The 18491-nt window shown below is 71.7% G+C and carries 14 protein-coding genes and 1 pseudogene; 7 read left to right on the forward strand and 8 right to left on the reverse strand.

Features of this window, described 5'->3' with window-relative positions:
* The first annotated feature begins 80 nt into the window (after positions 1 to 80).
* Positions 81 to 335 carry a hypothetical protein gene (locus tag ACIQFZ_RS01650; RefSeq protein ID WP_402690377.1) on the forward strand — a complete coding sequence of 85 codons (255 nt, stop codon included), beginning with the start codon at positions 81 to 83 and terminating at the stop codon, positions 333 to 335.
* A gap of 58 nt (positions 336 to 393) precedes the next feature.
* On the opposite strand, the gene ACIQFZ_RS01655 is transcribed toward ACIQFZ_RS01650, so the two are convergent.
* From ACIQFZ_RS01655 to ACIQFZ_RS01665, 3 genes are all read right to left on the reverse strand, one after another.
* Positions 394 to 1746 carry an MFS transporter gene (locus ACIQFZ_RS01655; RefSeq protein ID WP_365436718.1) on the reverse strand — a complete coding sequence of 451 codons (1353 nt, stop codon included), beginning with the start codon at positions 1744 to 1746 and terminating at the stop codon, positions 394 to 396.
* 97 nt (positions 1747 to 1843) lie between these two features.
* Complete coding sequence (locus ACIQFZ_RS01660) at positions 1844 to 3496, reverse strand: amidohydrolase (RefSeq protein WP_383058189.1); 1653 nt, start codon at positions 3494 to 3496, stop codon at positions 1844 to 1846.
* Between the two features lie 158 nt (positions 3497 to 3654).
* Entirely contained in the window at positions 3655 to 4602 is a 948-nt protein-coding gene (locus ACIQFZ_RS01665) for an Lrp/AsnC family transcriptional regulator (RefSeq protein ID WP_376651279.1), read from the reverse strand.
* A gap of 207 nt (positions 4603 to 4809) precedes the next feature.
* Here ACIQFZ_RS01665 and ACIQFZ_RS01670 point away from each other — a divergent pair, with 207 nt between their 5' ends.
* The gene (locus ACIQFZ_RS01670; RefSeq protein WP_402690378.1) at positions 4810 to 5781 is read left to right on the forward strand and encodes a C-terminal binding protein; all 972 of its coding nucleotides are present in this window, start codon (positions 4810 to 4812) and stop codon (positions 5779 to 5781) included.
* A 20-nt stretch (positions 5782 to 5801) separates the two neighbouring features.
* Positions 5802 to 6605 (forward strand): class II aldolase/adducin family protein, encoded by an 804-nt coding sequence (locus ACIQFZ_RS01675; RefSeq protein WP_383058185.1) that lies wholly within the window; start codon positions 5802 to 5804, stop codon positions 6603 to 6605.
* Between the two features lie 34 nt (positions 6606 to 6639).
* On the opposite strand, the gene ACIQFZ_RS01680 is transcribed toward ACIQFZ_RS01675, so the two are convergent.
* Positions 6640 to 8154: a PucR family transcriptional regulator gene (locus ACIQFZ_RS01680; protein ID WP_365417948.1), complete on the reverse strand. Its 1515-nt coding sequence runs from the start codon at positions 8152 to 8154 to the stop codon at positions 6640 to 6642.
* A gap of 135 nt (positions 8155 to 8289) precedes the next feature.
* Here ACIQFZ_RS01680 and ACIQFZ_RS01685 point away from each other — a divergent pair, with 135 nt between their 5' ends.
* Positions 8290 to 9780: a purine-cytosine permease family protein gene (locus tag ACIQFZ_RS01685; RefSeq protein ID WP_402690379.1), complete on the forward strand. Its 1491-nt coding sequence runs from the start codon at positions 8290 to 8292 to the stop codon at positions 9778 to 9780.
* Positions 9761 to 10636: a polysaccharide deacetylase gene (locus tag ACIQFZ_RS01690; protein WP_383058182.1), complete on the forward strand. Its 876-nt coding sequence runs from the start codon at positions 9761 to 9763 to the stop codon at positions 10634 to 10636. Before ACIQFZ_RS01685 ends, ACIQFZ_RS01690 begins: the two co-directional genes overlap by 20 nt.
* 588 nt (positions 10637 to 11224) lie before the next feature.
* Here the strand turns inward: ACIQFZ_RS01690 and ACIQFZ_RS01695 are convergent.
* The 4 genes from ACIQFZ_RS01695 to ACIQFZ_RS01710 form a co-directional block, all read right to left on the reverse strand.
* Positions 11225 to 12094 (reverse strand): IclR family transcriptional regulator, encoded by an 870-nt coding sequence (locus tag ACIQFZ_RS01695; protein WP_383058180.1) that lies wholly within the window; start codon positions 12092 to 12094, stop codon positions 11225 to 11227.
* Between the two features lie 86 nt (positions 12095 to 12180).
* Positions 12181 to 13410 carry an aminopeptidase P family protein gene (locus ACIQFZ_RS01700; protein WP_376651282.1) on the reverse strand — a complete coding sequence of 410 codons (1230 nt, stop codon included), beginning with the start codon at positions 13408 to 13410 and terminating at the stop codon, positions 12181 to 12183.
* Between the two features lie 109 nt (positions 13411 to 13519).
* Positions 13520 to 14887: an MFS transporter gene (locus tag ACIQFZ_RS01705; RefSeq protein ID WP_365417934.1), complete on the reverse strand. Its 1368-nt coding sequence runs from the start codon at positions 14885 to 14887 to the stop codon at positions 13520 to 13522.
* 173 nt (positions 14888 to 15060) lie between these two features.
* Positions 15061 to 15732, reverse strand: a complete 672-nt coding sequence (locus ACIQFZ_RS01710) for a GntR family transcriptional regulator (RefSeq protein WP_402690380.1) — start codon at positions 15730 to 15732, stop codon at positions 15061 to 15063.
* 99 nt (positions 15733 to 15831) lie between these two features.
* Between ACIQFZ_RS01710 and glyA the strand changes: the two are divergent.
* Positions 15832 to 17121 (forward strand): annotated as a pseudogene (gene glyA / locus ACIQFZ_RS01715) (serine hydroxymethyltransferase); the annotation flags it as partial.
* A gap of 149 nt (positions 17122 to 17270) precedes the next feature.
* A complete protein-coding gene (locus ACIQFZ_RS01720; protein ID WP_402690381.1) occupies positions 17271 to 18491 on the forward strand; it encodes a sarcosine oxidase subunit beta family protein in 1221 nt (406 codons plus the stop codon).

Consider the following 18491-nt stretch of genomic DNA (forward strand, 5'->3'; position numbering starts at 1 on the left):
GCGGCGCTCACCGGCCGGCCGTTCGTCTCCGCCGCGGACCTGGTGGAGGCCACGCAGGACGTGGGCTGGCGACCAGGTGCGTGCACGGCATCACCGCCGACCGGGACCGGCTGCGGGCGGGTGTCGAGCGCTCGATCGGGCTGGTGACCGCGCTGGTGCCGCACCTGGGGTATCACCGGGCGACCGAGGTGGCCCAGGCGGCGCTGCGCAACGGAACCAGCGTGGTCGAGGAGATCCGCGCCCAGCACCTGCTCGACGACACGACGCTGGTCACCCTGCTCGGCGACCCCGAACGGCTCGTGGGCCCGCGGCGCGAGCGGCGGTCCGACGGCTGAACCGGCACGGCGGGGAGGGTGGGCTCGAAGTGGAGCCCACCCTCCCCGCCGTGGGATGTCAGGAGGTCGCCGGCAGCGGCTCCGCCTCCGCGGTGGCCGGCTGAGCGGCCTCCCGCCGCACGCGGACGGTGTGCAGTCGCGCCGTGCACCAGATGCCAACCGCCGAGATGACCATCAGCAGTACGGCCGGGGGCCAGTAGTGGCCGCCCGCCAGCGCGGCCAGGGACACGCAGGCCACCGGTGCGAAGCCGCCGAAGATCAGGTTGCAGACCTGGTACGACAGGGAGATCCCGGTGTAGCGGACGTGCGGTTCGAAACCTTCGGCGAGGATCGCGGCGATCGGTCCGTACAGGGCCGACATCACGAACCGCATCGCGAGCATCATCAGGTAGATCAGCGCGACGCTGCCCGTGCCCATCACCATGAACTGCGGCGCCGCCAGGACGACGACTCCGGCGAGTCCGGCGATGACGACCTTGTGCGCGCCGACGCGGTCCCCGAGCCAGGCCAGGCCCGGGGTCACCAGCAGTTCGAGGAAGGCCGCCAGCGTCAGGCCGTTGAGCAGCATCGACTCGGACAGGTGCAGATGCCCGGTGCCGTAGGACAGCAGGTAGCTGGTCACCACGTAGTAGCCGCCGGTGGCCGTGGCCAGGGCGAAGACGCCGACCAGCACGGTACGCCAGGCCTTCTGGAGCACCTCCGCCACCGGCAGCTTGGCCTCACTCCCGCGCTCCTCGCGCTCCTCGCGCACCTCGGACATCACCGGCGAGTCCTCGAGCTTGACGCGGATGACGAGTCCGATGGCGACGAGGACGGCGGAGGCGAGGAACGGCACGCGCCAGCCCCAGCTGAGGAACGCGTCGTGACCGAAGAGGTTCATCAGGCTGAAGGCGCCGGTGGACAGCAGGGCGCCGACGGACGAACCGAGCTGGGCGAACGAGCCGAAGAAGGTCCTCCTGCCCTTCGGGGCGTTCTCCACCGCGATCAGCACCGCGCCGCCCCACTCGCCGCCGATCGCGATGCCCTGGACCAGGCGCAGGACGATGAGCAGGACCGGAGCCAGGGCGCCGACCTGGGCGTAGGTCGGCAGCAGGCCGATGGCGAAGGACGCGATGCCCATCATCAGCAGGGTGATGACGAGGGTCTTCTTGCGTCCCACCCGGTCGCCTATGTGCCCGAACACCACGCCGCCGAGCGGTCGCAGCAGGAAGCCGACGGCGAACGTGCCGAAGGCGGACAGGGTCTTGAGCAGCGAGGGCATGTCCGCGGGGAAGAACACGTCGTTGAAGACGATGGCCGCGGCGGTGGCGAAGGCGTAGAAGTCGTACCACTCGATCGAGGTGCCGGCCAGGGCGGCCAGCGCGGCTCTGCGCGCGTTTCTCGGATCGGGCTGGTGGGTGCGGTCCGGCATGCGGGACCTCCGGCTGAGGGTGGGGACGGGGGAGCGGGAGAGCGGCGCGGCGGTGCGCGCCGCTCCCGGGGAAGGGGACGGAGCGGGGACGGGAGCCTCAGCGGCCGGGGGCCGCCCAGGCGCGGCTGCCGCCGATCCAGGTCTCGCGCACGCCGATGCCGGCGAGTTCGTCGGCCGCGGTGTGCAGGGGGTCGGCGTCGAGGACGACGAAGTCGGCGAGCATGCCCGGCGCCAGCGCGCCCACCGCGTGCTCGCGGTGCAGGGCGCGGGCGGCCGCGGCGGTGTGCGCGTGCAGGCCGTCGGCGACCGGCAGCCGCAGTGTCTCGTCGCCCAGGACGGTGCCCAGGACCGTGCGCCGGGTGGCGGCCGCGGAGACCGCCTCCAGCGGGGCGGGCGGGGCGACCGGCGCGTCGGAGCTGAACACGACCGGAACGCCGGCCGTGAGGCAGCGGCCCGCGGGGTTGTAGCGGTGGCCGAGCTCGCCGACGGCGGTCAGCGTGCCGTCGCCGGTCCGCAGGTGGTGCTGCGGCTGCATCACCGGGACGACCCCCAGCGCGCCCATGCGCTCGATCTGCTCGTCGGTGGGCAGGCCGCAGTGCTCGATACGGTGCCGCATGTCCGGCCGGGGCCGGTCCGCCTGCGCCTTCTCGACCGCGTCGAGGACCATGCCGATGGCGTACGGGGACTGGGCGTGCGTCGCCGTCTGCAGACCCGCGCGGTGAGCCCGAGCGACGATCTCCGCGTACTCCTCGACCGAGTGGTACAGCTGGCCGTGGTGGCAGCAGTCGGCGGCGTAGCCCTCGGGGAAGTAGGCGGTCCAGCCGCCCAGCGTGCCGTCCGCGTAGAACTTGACGCCCTGCACACGGAACAGGTCGGCGCCGAAGCCGTGGACGACGCCGAGTTCGAGCGCGGTGTCCAGCAGCGCGGAGGTGAGATACGCCGACACCCGCATGCGCAGGGAGCCGGACTCCTGCGCCCGCAGATAGGTCTCCATCTCGCGGCGCGAGGCCTGCGCGTCGCCGACCGTGGTGACACCGGCGGCCAGGAAGACCTCCTGGGCGCGCGCCAGATGGTCGGCCATGACGTCGTCGGGTTCGGTGAGGTGGAAGTTCGGGCCGTGGTTGCCGATCTTCACCCCGCCCGGCCCGGTGAGCAGGTCGCACGCGGCGTCCCACAGCTGCCCGTCGGGCTCGCCGGAGGCGAAACGGCCGATGCTGCCCCCCTCGGGATCCGGGGTGCCGGCCGTGATGCCGCAGGTCCGCAGCGTGTGGGAGTTGACGACGCCGCCGTGACCGGAGGCGTTCATGACGTAGACCTCGCGGTCGTCGGCGACGCGGTCGAGGTCGTGGCGGGTGGGGTGGCGGCGTTCGGCGAGGCGGCGGTGCTCGTAGCCGAAGCCGCGCACCGGGACTCCGGCGGGCAGGCCGCGGGCGGCCTCGCGCAGCACGTCGACCAGGGTGTCGATGTCCGGTACGCGCTCGGGCCTGCAGTCGACCCAGGCCAGGGCCTGGCCGTACATCACCGGGTGGCAGTGCGCGTCGACGAAACCGGGGTGGACCAGACCGCCGTCGAGCTCCAGCTCGCGGTCCACGCGGCCGAGCGCGGCGCGGGCGTCGTCGGCGGTGCCGACGTGCACGATCCGGTCGCCGCGCACGGCCAGGGCTTCCGCGCGGGTCGTGGTGCCGGCGGCGGCGATCGCGGCGCCGGTCACCAGCAGGGTGCGGTCGGGGGCGTCGAGGGGGTGGTGCATGGGGCCTGCTTTCGACCAGGGGACGCCGAAGGTGCGCGGAGGCGACGCAACGGCTGATTCGTTCGCCTGGACGATAGATAACGAACGGCAGATTGGCTAGAGGTGCTTCGTAGAAAAATTTCGGAAGCTACCGGAGGTCTTTGATTACGGATCGTTCGTCAGAGGGGGTGGCTGTCCGCGGTTCCCGTTCCGGCGTCCGGGGCCGGGGCCGGGGCCGGGGCTCCCGGGTCGTAGCGCTCCTTCACCAGTTCCATGTGCAGCCAGCTCTCCACGCCGCTCACCTGCTCGCACGCCCGCATCCGCTCCAGGGTGGCCAGGAGTGCGGGCAGCGACTCGGCCGTGATGGTGCCGACCAGATCGGCCCGGCCGAGGCAGGCGGACAGGAACGACACGCGGTCCCAGGAGGCGAGCTGCTCGGCCACCGGATCCGCGGGACCGTCCAGGCGCACCGCGAAGCCGCAGAGATGGCCCATGCCCAGCAGTTCGGGCCGCACCAGGGCGAGCACCTTCGCGACGCCGCCGTCGAGCAGCCGCAGCGTGCGGGACCGGGTGGCGCCCGCCGACAGCCCCACCCGGTCGGCGAGTTCGGCGAACGGCAGCCGGCCGTCGCGCTCCAGCTCGTCCAGGATCCGCCGGTCCAGCTCGTCGAGTTCGGCGGCGGCCGGGGGGTCGGGCAGCAGGTAGGGGTCCTTCAGCTGGCGGGTGGTGATCAGCGGATCGACCGTCCGTACGCCCGGCAGGGTGCGCACCCGCTCGATCGCCCGGTCCAGTTCGGCGAACCCCTCGGTGCGCAACTCGGTCATGATGGCCCGCTGTCCCGCGGTGAGGGTGACGAACGGTGCCTGGGGCATCGCGGCGATGGCGCGTGCCACCGGTCCGGCCGCTCCGTGGGTGTCGATCGACAGGTGCGCCGAGGCGGTCAGCCCGCGCACGGCGGGGTGCACGATGGCCACCACGCGCACCGCGCCGGAGTCCAGCATCCGCTGGACCCGGGCCCGGGTGGCGGGCCGTGACAGGCCCACGCGCTGGGCCAGCGTCTCGTAGGTGAGGCGGCCGTCCGTCTGCAGCTCGCGCACGACGGCGAGGTCGGTGTGGTCCAGATCCACCTGGGTTGTTCCCCTCGGTTCCTTCGGTGTGTCGGCCCGTGGTGCGGCGGCGCCCGGGTCCGGTGTCATTCTCGGGCATCGTCCGCCGGGTCCACCGGCGGGTGATGCGCATCACTGCACGGTCGAGTCAATCACCAATAGACATCGGATCAGTCGAAACGTAAGTTGATGGCATTCCAAACGGTCGAATCAGTTGAGGAGGTCGCCGTGGGGCAACCCGTGGTCGTCTACACGGACCTGGGCGAGCTGGACCCGGAGCCGGGCGTCCGGCTCCTCACCGACGCGGGTTTCGCCGTGCGGATCGCCGACAGCCGCGACCCCGAGGCCATCGCGGCCGCGGCCCATGACGCGGTGGCGCTGATCGTCGGTTACGCACGCGTGGACGAGGCCCTCCTCGACCGCCTGCCGCGGCTCCGCGTCCTCGCCACCATGTCGGCCGGGTACGACATGATCGACGCCGCCGCGGCCCGCCGCCGCGGCCTGTGGGTGACCAACCTGCCCGGCACCGCCACCGAGGACGTCGCCGTCCACGCCCTCGCCTCGGCCCTCTCCCTCGTACGCCGGCTGCCGCAGGCCGACGCCGTCGTGCGCGGCGGGGGCTGGGCCACCGACTTCGCCAGGGCCGAACTTCCGCGCCGAGCCAGCGGGTTGACGCTGGGGCTGGTCGGGATGGGCCGCATCGCCCGGGAACTCGTCCGGATCGCGACTCCCGTCTTCGGCCGCCTCGCCGCGTACGACCCGCAGGCCGACCCCGCCGGATGGCCGGCCGGTGTCGACCGGCTCGGGCTCGACGAACTGGTGGGCGCGGCGGACGTGCTGTCCCTGCACGTCCCGCTCACCGACCGGACCCGGGGCATGGTCGACGACGGACTGCTCGCTCGCATGCGACCGGGCGGCCTGCTGGTGAACGTCTCCCGCGGCGAGCTCGTCGACCCCGAGGCCCTGCTCCGGGCGCTCGACAGCGGCCGGCTCGCCGGAGCCGCCCTCGACGTCCTGCCCGTGGAGCCCCCGCCCGCCGACGACCCGCTGCGCGGCCACCCGCGCATCCAGCTGTCCCCGCACAGCGCCTTCCTGTCCGACGCCTCGCACCGCGCGTACGTGTGCGAGCCCGCCGAGAACGTCGTCGCCTGGCAGCGCACCGGCCGTCCCCTCACGCCCGTCGTCGACCCCGAGGCCTGAACAGTCCCGAAGGAGCCCCCATGACCGACCTGCTGAGCACACCCGCCACCCGGAGCCCGGCCGCGCCGGCCCTCGATCCGGCCGCCGAGGAGCTGCGGCTGCGCCGCGAACTGGCCGCCGTCTACCGGCTCGTCGCGCACTTCCGCATGACCGACCTCATCTTCACGCACATCTCGCTGCGGCTGCCGGGCCCGGACCACCACTTCCTGATCAACCCCTACGGCCTGCTGTTCGAGGAGATCACCGCCTCGAACCTGGTGAAGATCGACCTGTCCGGCAACCCGGTCGAGCCGACCCCGTACCCGGTCAACCCGGCCGGTTTCGTCATCCACAGCGCGATCCACGCCGCGCGCGAGGACGCGTACTGCGTGCTGCACACCCACACCAAGGCAGGCTGCGCCGTCGCCGCCCAGCGCGACGGGTTGCTGCCGGTCAACCAGATGTCGATGGAGTTCCACAACCGGGTCGGCTACCACGACTACGAGGGCGTCGCCCTCAACCTCGACGAACAGCGGCGCCTCGTGGCCGACATCGGCGGCCACCCCGCCCTGATCCTGCGCAACCACGGGCTGCTGACGGTCGGCGAGAGCGCGGCCCAGGCGTTCCTGCGCATGTACTACCTGGAGAAGGCCTGCGAGATCCAGGTGACCGCGCAGGCGGGCGGCGGTCCCCTCGTCGTCCCGTCGGCCGAGGTCTGCGAGTACACCGCCCAGCAACTCGCGGGCGAGGCGACCTCGGACTTCGAGGACGTCGACGCGTACGAACTCGCCTGGGCGGCGCTGCTGCGCCTGCTCGACCGGACCTGCCCCGACTACAAGAACTGACCACCGTCCCCACCGCCCCGGCAGGGGAACGCGGTCAGACGAGCCGGCGGTGGACGCGCAGCGCCAGGTGCAGGGCCAGCGCCCGGGGCGTTCCCGTCGGATCGCCGCCCAGGAGGTCGAAGGCGCGCTGCAACCGCGCGTAGAGGGACTGGCGTTGCAGATGCAGTTCCGCCGCCGCGCGGGTCTTGTTGAAGCCGGTTTCGAAATACGTCTCCAGGGTGGTGAGCAGGAGGTCGCGTTCCTCGTGCCGCAGGGTGAGCAGGAGCCCGAGCTGTTCCCGTACGAGCCGCTCCGCCGGGATGCGCAGCTCGTCGTCGAGCAGCAGCCGCTCCGCACTCAGTTCGGTGGCGTCGACCACCCCGGCCCGGAACGCGCGCGTGGGGCGGCGCACGCACTCCAGCGCCGCCCCCAGCGAGACGGCCGCGTCCTCCAGGGCCGGCATCAGCGGGCCGACGGCGATCGCCGTCCGGTCGGACGAGCGCCACTCGGTGAGATCGGCGACGAGCCGGGCCCGCAGGCCGGCGGCGCCGTTGCGGTCCCGCAGTGACAGGAGTGTGTGCACGGCGAGCGGGGACGGCACGTCGACCGCGGTCCGGCCGTAGCGGGACAGCAGATCGTCCAGGCGGCGCAGTTCCGCCGACGGCCCGGTGGCGCGGGCGGCCACCCCGATGACCGGCGCGTCGGCGCTGAAACCGATCGACACGCCCAGCCGGCGGATCCGCTGCGGATGCGCGCCGTCCGCGGCGGCCAGCCGGACGAGTTCACTCGCGGCGAACTCCCGCGGGCCCGGCGGCCGGAACCGCAGCAGTGCCAGCTTCAGCGCCTCCACCGTCCGGTCCTGCGCCAGTTCCAGCGTCTCGACGTCCGCGTCGGCGTCCGGGTAGAGCACGAGGGTGGCCGCGGGGACCCCGCGGATCGTCAGCCGCGTCCCCATGCCGCCGAACGGGCTCGGCTCCTCCCGCGCGGTCCCGCTCCCCGGATCCCCGTCCGGGCTGCTGACGGTGATGAGCCGGTCGTTCGCGTCGAAGACGGCGGCCGCCGCCGACGTGTGCCGCACGAGCGCGTCCAGCACCTCCTGTACGCCACCGCCCTCGGCGAGCAGCTCGGACTGCTCCTGGGAAAGCGCGTCCACCGAGCGCAGCCGCGCCACGGAGTCGTTGATCAGGGCGCCGTTGATCACCTCGGCGACCTCCACGAACGGGACCACCCGCCGCAGCTCGACGAGCGGGAACTCCCGCGCGGTCGCCTCCTCGACGAGCGGCGCCGGAACCTCCCGGAGCTCGCCGCCGGTCTCGATGGCGACGCCCGTGACTCCCCGGACGGCCAGGCTCCGGACGTACGCGCGCTGCTCGTCCTCGCTCGCGCGGGCCAGCATGGTGCCGCCGGTCAGCAGCAGCTCACCGCCGCGCAGCAGCGGCGCCACCTCCAGGACCTCACTGGAGTGGAGCCAGCGCACGGTCCGCTCCAGACCCCGCGACCCGGCCAGGACCCGGGGCTCGGCCGGTGCGAGGCTCGGATGGGCGAGGACCCGCGACAGCGACATCAGCATGACGATTTGTTTAGCACGGCGGGACAACTGTATGACAGATCGTTTCTTGTTCCGTGTGACCGGGACCACCAGGATTGCGGGGCAAGCGGCCCGCCCCAGCGTGCGAACAGGCCGTCTCAACCTGGGGGTCAACCCATGTCTGCTTCTTCCGCACCCTCGTCCCCGCCACCGTCCACCGTCCCCGAGGTCGAGGCCGCGTTGCAGCCCGTCCCGGAGTCGGCCCGGACCAACAGCGTGTCCGGCCAGTTCTGGATCTGGTGCGGCGCCAACATCGCTCCCATCAACTGGGTCCTGGGGGCGCTCGGCGTCAAACTCGGTCTGGGCCTGTCCGACACGCTCATCGTGCTGGTCGTCGGCAACCTCATCGGCATGGCCTTCTTCGGCGTCTTCGTCCTCATGGGCCAGCGCACCGGTGTGACCGGCATGGTCCTGGGGCGCGCCGCCTTCGGACGCCGCGGCAACTATCTGCCCGCCGGCATCCAGGCGTTCCTGGCGATCGGCTGGTGCTCGGTCAACACATGGATCATCCTGGACCTGGTCATGGCCCTGCTGGGCAAGCTCGGCCTGGTCGATCCGCACGGCGCCAACCACGCGTGGAAGATCGCGGTCGCGGCCGTGATCATGGCGGTCCAGGTGTGCATCTCCTGGATCGGCTACCGCGCGATCTCCGCCTTCGAACGCTGGACGGTGCCGCCCACCATCGTGGTCCTGGTGGCCATGTCGGTGGTGGCCTGGTTCTTCCTCCACATCGACTGGTCGTACGCGGGTCCGCCCGGACACGTGCTCACCGGCGGTGCGCGCCTGGCCGCCATGACCGGGGTGATGACCGCGATCGGCATCGGCTGGGGCATCACCTGGTTCACCTACGCAGCGGACTACTCGCGCTTCGTCAGCACCGGCATGCCCCGACGCAGGCTCTATCTGGCCAGCACCCTGGGGCAGTTCATCCCCGTGGTGTGGCTGGGGGTGCTCGGCGCCACCCTCGCCACCAAGAACGGCTCCGTCGATCCGGGCCGTCTCATCGTCGACAACTTCGGGGCGCTCGCCATCCCCGTGCTGCTGCTCGTCCTGCACGGCCCCGTGGCGACCAACATCCTGAACATCTACACGTTCACCGTCGCCACGCAGGCCCTGGACATCCGGGTGCCGCGGCGCACGCTGAGCAGCGTGGTCGGCGTGCTGTCCATGGTTGCCGTGGTCTTCTTCATCTACCAGTCGGACTTCGCCTCCGTCCTCGACACCTGGCTGGTCGGCCTCGTGGCCTGGGTGTCCACCTGGGGCGGCATCATGCTCGTCCACTACTACCGGGTCGAGCGCGGTTCGATCCAGGTCGACCGGCTCTTCGACCCCGTCGGCACCAGGCGGCTGCCCGACGTCAACTGGGCCGGTTACACCGCGTTCTTCGTCGGTGTCCTCGCCACCTGGCTGTTCATGTACGGGGTGATCCCGGTCTTCCAGGGGCCCGTCGCCGTCGCCCTCGGCGGCGTGGACCTGTCGTGGCTGGCCGGCGGCGTCACCAGCGCGACGGTCTACGCGGTGCTCGGACCGCGTGCGGCACGCCCGGCCCGGTCCGCCGCCCTCCCCTCCGTCCCGGAAAGGACCGACGATGAACTTCCCCTGGCCTGACGGCCGCCGTGCCGCCGCCGCGTTCACCTTCGACGTCGACGCCGAGTCGTGCGTCCTCGCGCACGACCCCTCGGCGTCGTCGCGGATGTCGCTGATGACCCACCAGGCCTACGGCCCGCGGGTCGGTGTGCCCAGGCTGCTGCGACTGCTGCGGCGCCAGGACGTGAAGGCCACGTTCTTCGTCCCCGGATTCACCGCCGACACCTATCCCGACATGGTGCGGAGCATCGTCGACGAGGGGCACGAGGTGGCGCACCACGGCTACCTCCACGAGCCGATGCGGGGCATCGACGCGGCGCGGGAGGCCGAGTACCTCGACCGCGGCCTGGAGGCGCTGGACCGGCTCGGCATCCGCCCGGCCGGCTACCGGGCCCCGTGGTGGGAGATGAACTGGCACACCCCGGACCTGCTCATCGAGCGGGGCTTCCAGTACGACTCCAGCCTGCTCGACGGCGACACCCCGTACCGGCTGCACGGCACCGGGGCGGCGGGCAGCCTGGTCGAGATCCCCGTCGACTGGGGCCTGGACGACTGGGAGCAGTACGCCTTCTACCCCGGCTGGACGGGCAGCGGGGTGATCGAGAGCCCGCGCAAGGTGCACGAGATGTGGCTGCTGGAGGCACAGGCGCACCACGCCGAGAGCGGCTGCTTCGTCCTGACCAACCACCCCTTCATCTCCGGCCGCCCGTCCCGGGCGGCGGCCCTGGAACGGCTGATCGAGGACGTGCGGGCCCTGGACGGCATGTGGATCACCACGCTGGAGCAGATCGCGGCCCACACGGTCGGGACCGTCAAGGAGATCCGACGCATCGAACGCATCGAGGCACCCGCCTCACTCACCACGACTCACGGCTAGCCCTGGCCCAGGTAGCCCCGGGCAGCACCGGCCGGGCAGCACCCGACGAACGCGCCGAGCTCCCGCGGAACCGCCTGGGCGGACCGCCGGGAGTTCGGCGCGTTCGGCCTGCTGCGGACAGGCGTTCGGGGTTGTGGCCGCCGGGTTGCCGTGCCGCCGTCCGGCCGGCGGCGGGTACCGCGCGCCGTCGCGTCGGCCAGGGGGCGCGAGGTGTCCAGTCCGCCCCTGGAAGGGGCGGCCCCGGTCCGCTCAGGTCGGGCTGTCCTCAAGGCCGGGGTGGGGTGGGGTGGTTGGCGGCTTTGGCCTCCGCGGAACGTCTGGGTGCAGGGCCGGGAGTTCGGCGCGTTCGGCCTGCTGCGGACAGGCGTTCGGGGTTGTGGCCGCCGGGTTGCCGTGCCGCCGTCCGGCCTGCGGCGGGTACCGCGTGCCGTGGCGCCGGCCAGGGGGCGCGAGGTGTCCGGTCCGCTCAGGCCGAGCCGCCGTCCGGCCTCCGGCGGCTTGTACCGTGCGCCGTGGCGCAGCCGGGGGCGCGACGTGTCCGGGTCGTCCTTGGACGGGCCTGACCCGTCCTCTCGGGCCGGGCTGTCCTCAAGGCCGGAGCAGGGCGGGGTGGTCGGCGGCTTCGGTGCCGTGCGTTCCCTGCGGCCGGTCCGGGCTGTGGCCGCCGAGTCGGCGGGTCACCTGGGCGGCGGCGGTGCGTACCGCCTCGCCGAGAAGCGGCAGCCGGTCGGGGGAGACGCGGAAGCGGGGCGCCGAGGCGAGGACGGCCGCGGCCACCTCGCCGCGGTGGTCGAAGACCGGTGCGGCCACGCCGGCCTCCTGCAACGAGGTCTCCCCGTAGTTCGTGGCGTAGCCCTGCCCGTGCATCACGTCGAGCTGGGAGAGATACGCCTCGACCGCCGTCTCGTCGAGCCCGGGCAGGACCAGCGTGCCGCTGGTGAGCAGGGCGCGGACGGTGCCGCCGGGCGACTGGGCCAGGAACACCCGCACCGACGAACTGGCGGCGGTGTGGTACCGGGTGCCCAGCGCGGTGGTGTGCTTGACCTCGTGAGGGCTGGGGACCTGCTCGACGCACACGGCCTCGGAGCCGTTCCACAGCATCAGCGCCGAGGTCTCACCGGTGCGCCGGGTCAGCTCCCGCAGCACCGGGTGGGCGACGCGGCGCACATCGAGATCCGTGAGCAAGGGCCCGGCCATGGCGATGACGCCCAGGCCGAGCCGGAAACGCCGGGAATCGGCGGCCCGTTCGACCAGGCCGGCCTGCTCCAGGGTGGCGAGGACGCGGGAGACGGTGCTCTTGTGCAGACCGACCCGGGCGGCGATGTCGGTGACCCCGAGCAGGGGCTCCCGCGCGCTGAAGCAGAGCAGGACGGAGATCCCGTTGCGCAGGACGGAGATCCCCCGGTTCTCCGCCGCTCCCGTGTCCTCGCCGCTCGGGTCCGTTCGCCTGTCCGCCATGGGCGCTCCCTCGGTGTGCACGGCACGGCGCGGTGCCGCGCCGACCCGGGGGGCCGGTGCGGCACCGCGTGCCGTCGGGTTCCCGGTCAGACGCCCAGGATGTTGTGCTCGGGGCCGAAGGGGAACTTGGTGATGTTCTCGGCGCCGTTCTCGGTCACGACCAGGATGTCGTGCTCACGGTAACCACCGGCGCCCGGCTCACCCTCGGGCACCATGATCATCGGCTCCATGGACACCACCATGTTCGGTTCGAGCACGGTGTCGATGTCCTCGCGCAGTTCGAGCCCCGCCTCGCGGCCGTAGTAGTGGGACAGCACACCGAACGAGTGGCCGTAGCCGAATGTGCGGTTGGGCAGCAGGCCGTGGCCGATGTAGATCTCGTTGAGCGTGTGGGCGATCTCCGCGCAGCTGATCCCCGGCTTGATCAGTTCCAGACCGCGCCGGTGCACCTCGACGTTGACCTCCCACAGTTCGAGCGACCGGGCGTCGGGCTCGCCGTAGAAGAGGGTCCGCTCCAGCGCGGTGTAGTAACCGGAGATCATCGGGAAGCAGTTGAGGCTCAGGATGTCGCCGCGGTCCACCTTGCGGGTGGTGGGCCAGTTGTGGGCGCCGTCGGTGTTGATGCCCGACTGGAACCACACCCAGGTGTCGCGGATCTCGGTGTGCGGGTACGCGCGGGCGATCTCGCGGACCATGGCGTCGGTGCCGGCCAGCGCGACCTCGTACTCCGAGACGCCCTCGTGGATCGCCGCGCGGATGGCCTCGCCGCCCAGGTCGCCGACCCGCGCGCCCTCCTTGATCAGGGCGATCTCCTCGTCCGACTTGACCATCCGCTGCCGCATGGCGGCCTGCGCGATGTCGGCGAACTCCGCGCCGGGGAAGGCGGCTTCGAACTTCCGCAGGGTGTCCAGCGGCAGGCTGTCGTGCTCGATGCCGATCCGGCGCGGGGTGACGGCCCGCCCCCTCAGCGTCTCCTTGATGACATGGATGTAGTTGTCGCGGTGCCAGTCGGTGTAGACGACGTTGTCGCCGAAGGTGCGCCGCCACGGCATGCCGGCGTCGATGTTGGCGGAGACGGTGATCTGGTCGTCCGCGGTGACGATCAGCGCGTAGGGGCGGCCGAAGGAGGTGAAGAGGAAGTCGGAGTAGTACTTGATGTTGTGGTACGAGGTGAACAGGGCGACGTCGACGCCCGTTTCGGCCATCGCCTTGCGGAGCATCGACAGCCGGCGCTCCATCTCGGCGTCGGAGAAGGTCAGTCGCTCCTTCTCACCGTTGCGGATCAGCTTCAGGCGCTCGAGGTCGGCAGCGGACACGGGTAACTCCTTCGCGTCGGTTCTCGTCGGCTTTCATGGGTTCTTCATCGGTCCGGCGTCTCTCCTTCGACCGGGGAAGAAGAGGGGTCCGGTGGTGGTGGGGCGGTCCTCAGTGCTCGCGCAGCGGCTCGCGTGAGGTCTCCTTCGAGGCCAGGACGGCCCAGAGCGAGACCAGCGCGGCGGCGACGAGGTACCAGGCGGGGGAGAGGCTGCTGCCGGTCCAGGAGATGAGCAGCGTGGCGACGAACGCCGCGGTGCCGCCGAAGAGGGCGTTCGCCAGGTTGAAGCTGATGGCGAAACCGCTGTAGCGGACCCGGGTCGGGAACTGCTCGGCGAGGAAGCTCGGCAGCGTCCCGTCGTTGAGGGTGAGCATGCCGCCGAGCAGCACCTGGATCGCGATGACGGTCAGCAGCCCGGCGCCGTCCAGCAGCATGAACGCCGGCACGGTGCACAGCGTGAACAGGGAGGACGCCGTGATCAGCATCTTCTTCCGGCCGAACCGGTCCGAGGCCAGGCCGGTGAAGAAGACGAAGGCGATGTACGCCGTGAGCGAGACGGTGGTGGCGAGGAACGACTCGGTGGTGCCGAAGTGGAGTTCCTCCGACAGGTACGTCGGCATGTAGCTGAGCAGCATGTAGAAGCCGACCGCGTTGAGCACGGTGGCGCCCATCGCGAGGACCAGCGGGCGCCGGTTGGCGCGCAGCATCTGCTTGGCCGGGGTCCGCACGACGTCCTGCTCCTCCAGGGCGCGGAACGCCGGGGTGTCCTCCAGCCGCATCCGGATGTAGCGGCCGATCAGGCCCATCGGAGCGGCGAGCAGGAAGGGCAGGCGCCAGCCCCAGCCGTGCATCTGGTCCTCGGAGAGCACCCCGGTGAGCAGGGCCGCGAGCAGGGAGCCGAGCAGCAGTCCCGAGGCGGTGCTGGCCGGGACCACGGAGGCGTACAGACCGCGCCGTCCGGCGGGCGCGTACTCGACCAGGAAGGCGGAGGCGCCGGCGTACTCACCGGAGGCGGAGAACCCCTGGACGACCCGGACCACCAGAAGCAGCAGCGGTGCGAACAGGCCGACCGCGTGATACGTGGGCAGCAGGGCGATGCAGAAGGTCGCCACCGACATGATCAGGATGGACAGCGAGAGCGCGCTGCGCCGGCCGACCTTGTCGCCGATGTGTCCCCAGACGAATCCGCCGAGGGGGCGGACGAAGAAGGAGACGGCGAAGACGCTGAAGGTCGCCAGCAGGGCCGTCGTGCGGTCGGTGTCGGGAAAGAAGACCGTGGAGATGGTCGCCGCCAGATAGCCGTAGGCGGCGTAGTCGAACCACTCGACGAAGTTGCCGATGAAGCTGGCCGCCACCACGCGGCGGCGTACCGCGGAGCTGTCGGCGGGCGAGCCGGCCATGTCGTCGGCGGAGGGGGCGAGCGGCGGGGGCGGATCGGGCGGCTGGGGCCGCACCGGGGCGCTTGGCTGGTCGTTCATGGAACGGACTCCCCAACGTGGAGTTGCATATCCAGCAACGTTGTTGCACAACGTAGGTGGAGCCTCGGGCTTGCGCAAGAGATTCACTCATGGTTTTTCCGTACGAGCATCTCTGTTGCGTCAAACGCAACAAGCCGCCGGCCTGAGGCCGGCGGCTGAGGGGGTTGTTGCGCTCAGATCGCTTCGCGGATCGCCCGCTCGAAGCCCACGACATGGCTTCGCGCGAGCTCCGAGGCCTTGTCGGGGTCGCCGTCGACGATGGCTCGCAGCAGCGGTCCGTGCTCGACGACGTGCCCCGCCATGCCGGGCAGCCGGTTCACGAACAGGCACCAGATCCGGGTGGCCAGGTTGTCGTAGCGGATGAGGGTGTCCTCGAGGTACGGGTTGTGGGTCGCGGCGTAGATGGCGCGGTGCACCCGCAGGTCCAGGCGCATCAGGGCGTCCGCGTCCTGCCCGGGGGTGTCCTCGCCCTCCAGTCGCCGCAGCAGCGCGCCCAGCGCCTCGCGGTCGGCGGCCGTGGCGCGCTCGGCCGCGCATGCCGCCGCCATCGGCTCCAACTGGCGCCGCACCTCGGAGATATGGGCGAGGTCGGTGATGTTGACCTCGGTGGCGAAGGTCCCGCGCCGCGGGTAGGCCACGATCAGCCGCTCGTGCTGGAGCCGCTTGAGGGCTTCGCGTACCGGGGTGCGCCCGAAGCCGACGCTCTGGGCGAGCAGATCCTCGTTCACCGGGGCGCCGGGCGGGATGTCCAGCATGATCAGCCGGTCCCGGATGTCGCGGTACGCGCGCTCGGCGAGGGTGAGCGTCTCCTCGGCGGTCGCCGGCGAGGCCTCTGTCTGATCCATCGCGCTACCCCCTTGACCCGTTCCGTCGGCTGTCCTACGTTACCGCACACAACTGATATATCAGTGTGGGAGCAGTCGCATATTAAGGTGGTGCTCACTATGGCAGCGAGTCCGTCGACGACGGAGGCGAGCGGCCTTCTCTCCCTCCCCCTGGCGGCCCTGGACCCCGAGATCGCCGTCGCCGTCTCCGAGGAGCTCAGGCGCCAGCAGTCGACACTCGAGATGATCGCGTCGGAGAACTTCGCGCCGGCGGCCGTGATGCAGGCCCAGGGCTCGGTCCTGACGAACAAGTACGCCGAGGGCTACCCCGGCCGCCGCTACTACGGCGGCTGCGAGCACGTCGACGTCGTCGAGCAGCTCGCGATCGACCGGGTCAAGGCCCTCTTCGGCGCGGAGGCGGCCAACGTCCAGCCGCACTCGGGCGCCCAGGCCAACGCCGCCGCGATGTCCGCCCTGCTCGACCCCGGGGACACGATCCTCGGGCTCGACCTGGCGCACGGCGGCCACCTCACCCACGGCATGCGCATCAACTTCTCCGGCAAGCTCTACAACGTCGTGCCGTACCACGTCCGCGAGTCCGACCTGCGCGTCGACATGGACGAGGTGGCAGAACTGGCCCGCGCACACCGGCCGAAGCTGATCGTGGCCGGCTGGTCGGCCTATCCCCGCCGGCTGGACTTCGCCGCCTTCCGGCGCATCGCCGACGAGGCCGGCGCGTACCTCATGGTCGACATGGCGCACTTCGCGGGACTGGTCGCGGCCGGACTGCACCCCAGCCCCGTGCCGTACGCGGACGTCGTGACGACCACCACCCACAAGACCCTCGGGGGTCCTCGCGGCGGTGTGATCCTCAGCCGGGCCGGACTCGCCAAGAAGATCAACTCGGCGGTCTTCCCCGGCCAGCAGGGCGGCCCCCTGGAGCACGTCGTCGCCGCCAAGGCGGTCGCCTTCAAGGTCGCCGCGAGCGAGGAGTTCAAGGACCGCCAGCGGCGCACCCTGGAGGGCGCCCGGATCCTCGCCGGCCGGCTGCTCGCCGACGACGTCGCCGAGGCCGGGATCTCCGTCCTGACCGGCGGCACGGAAGTCCACCTCGTCCTGGTCGACCTGCGCGACTCCGCGCTCGACGGACAGCAGGCCGAGGACCGCCTCCACCGCGTCGGCATCACCGTCAACCGCAACGCCGTGCCCTTCGACCCCCGCCCGCCGATGGTCTCCTCCGGCCTGCGGATCGGCACCCCCGCGCTGGCCACCCGCGGCTTCGGCGCGGAGGAGTTCCGCGAGGTCGCCGACATCATCGCCCGCGCCCTCAAGGAGGAGGACCTCACCGACGAGGGCGCCGGACTGCTGCGCGGCCGGGTCACCGCGCTCGCCGAGAAGTTCCCGCTCTACGCCGACCGGACCGCCCCCGACGGCCGGACCGCGAACGCCGGCCCGACCGGACCGACCGACCCGACCGGACCGACCGACCCGACCGGACCGACCGACCCGACCGGACCGGCCGACCCGACCGGACCCGCCGAGCAGAACGGAACCGCCGGATGACCGCCACCCCGCTGCCGGAGCATCCCGACTGGCTCTGGCGCACCCCCGAGCCGCGCTCCTCCTACGACGTCGTCATCGTCGGCGCCGGAGGCCACGGCCTGGCCACCGCCTACTACCTCGCCAAGAACCACGGCATCACCAACGTCGCCGTCCTGGAGAAGGGCTGGCTGGCCGGCGGCAACATGGCCCGCAACACCACCATCATCCGGTCCAACTACCTGTGGGACGAGAGCGCCGCCATCTACGAGCACGCCCTCAAGCTGTGGGAGCGGCTGCCCGAGGAACTGGACTACGACTTCCTGTTCAGCCAGCGCGGCGTGCTCAACCTCGCGCACACCCTCCAGGACGTCCGCGAGGGCGTGCGCCGCGTCAACGCCAACCGCCTCAACGGAGTCGACGCCGAATGGCTGGAGACGGACGAGGTCGCCAAGGTCTGCCCGATCCTCAACGTCTCGCCCACCACCCGCTACCCGGTCCTCGGCGGCACCTACCAGCCGCGTGCCGGCATCGCCAAGCACGACCACGTCGCCTGGGCGCTCGCCCGCCGCGCCGACGAGATGGGCGTCGACCTCGTCCAGGGCTGCGAGGTCACCGGCTTCGTCAAGAACGGCGACCGGGTCGTCGGCGTGGAGACCAGCCGGGGCCGCATCCTGGCCGGCCGGGTCGGTCTCGCCGGCGCCGGGCACAGCAGCGTCCTGGCCGAACGGGCCGGGTTCCGGCTGCCGGTGCAGTCGCACCCGCTCCAGGCACTGGTCTCCGAACTGCACGAGCCGGTGCACCCCACCGTCGTGATGTCGAACCACGTGCACGTCTACGTCTCCCAGGCGCACAAGGGCGAGCTGGTGATGGGCGCGGGCGTCGACACGTACAACGGCTACGGCCAGCGCGGCTCGTTCCATGTGATCGAGCACCAGATGGCCGCCGCCGTCGAACTGTTCCCCGTCTTCGCCCGCGCGCACGTGCTGCGCACCTGGGGCGGCATCGTCGACGTCACCCCGGACGCCTCCCCGATCATCGGCACCACTCCGGTGGAGAACCTCTACGTCAACTGCGGCTGGGGCACCGGCGGTTTCAAGGCGACCCCGGCCGCCGGCTGGACCTTCGCCCACACCATCGCCACCGGTGAGCCGCACCCCCTGAACAAGCCCTTCGCCCTGGACCGCTTCACCACGGGCGCCCTGATCGACGAGCACGGCGCCGCGGCCGTGGCCCACTGA

The sequence above is a fragment of the Streptomyces sp. NPDC093064 genome (genome assembly GCF_044754605.1).
In the GTDB taxonomy this organism is placed as follows: Bacteria; Actinomycetota; Actinomycetes; order Streptomycetales; family Streptomycetaceae; genus Streptomyces.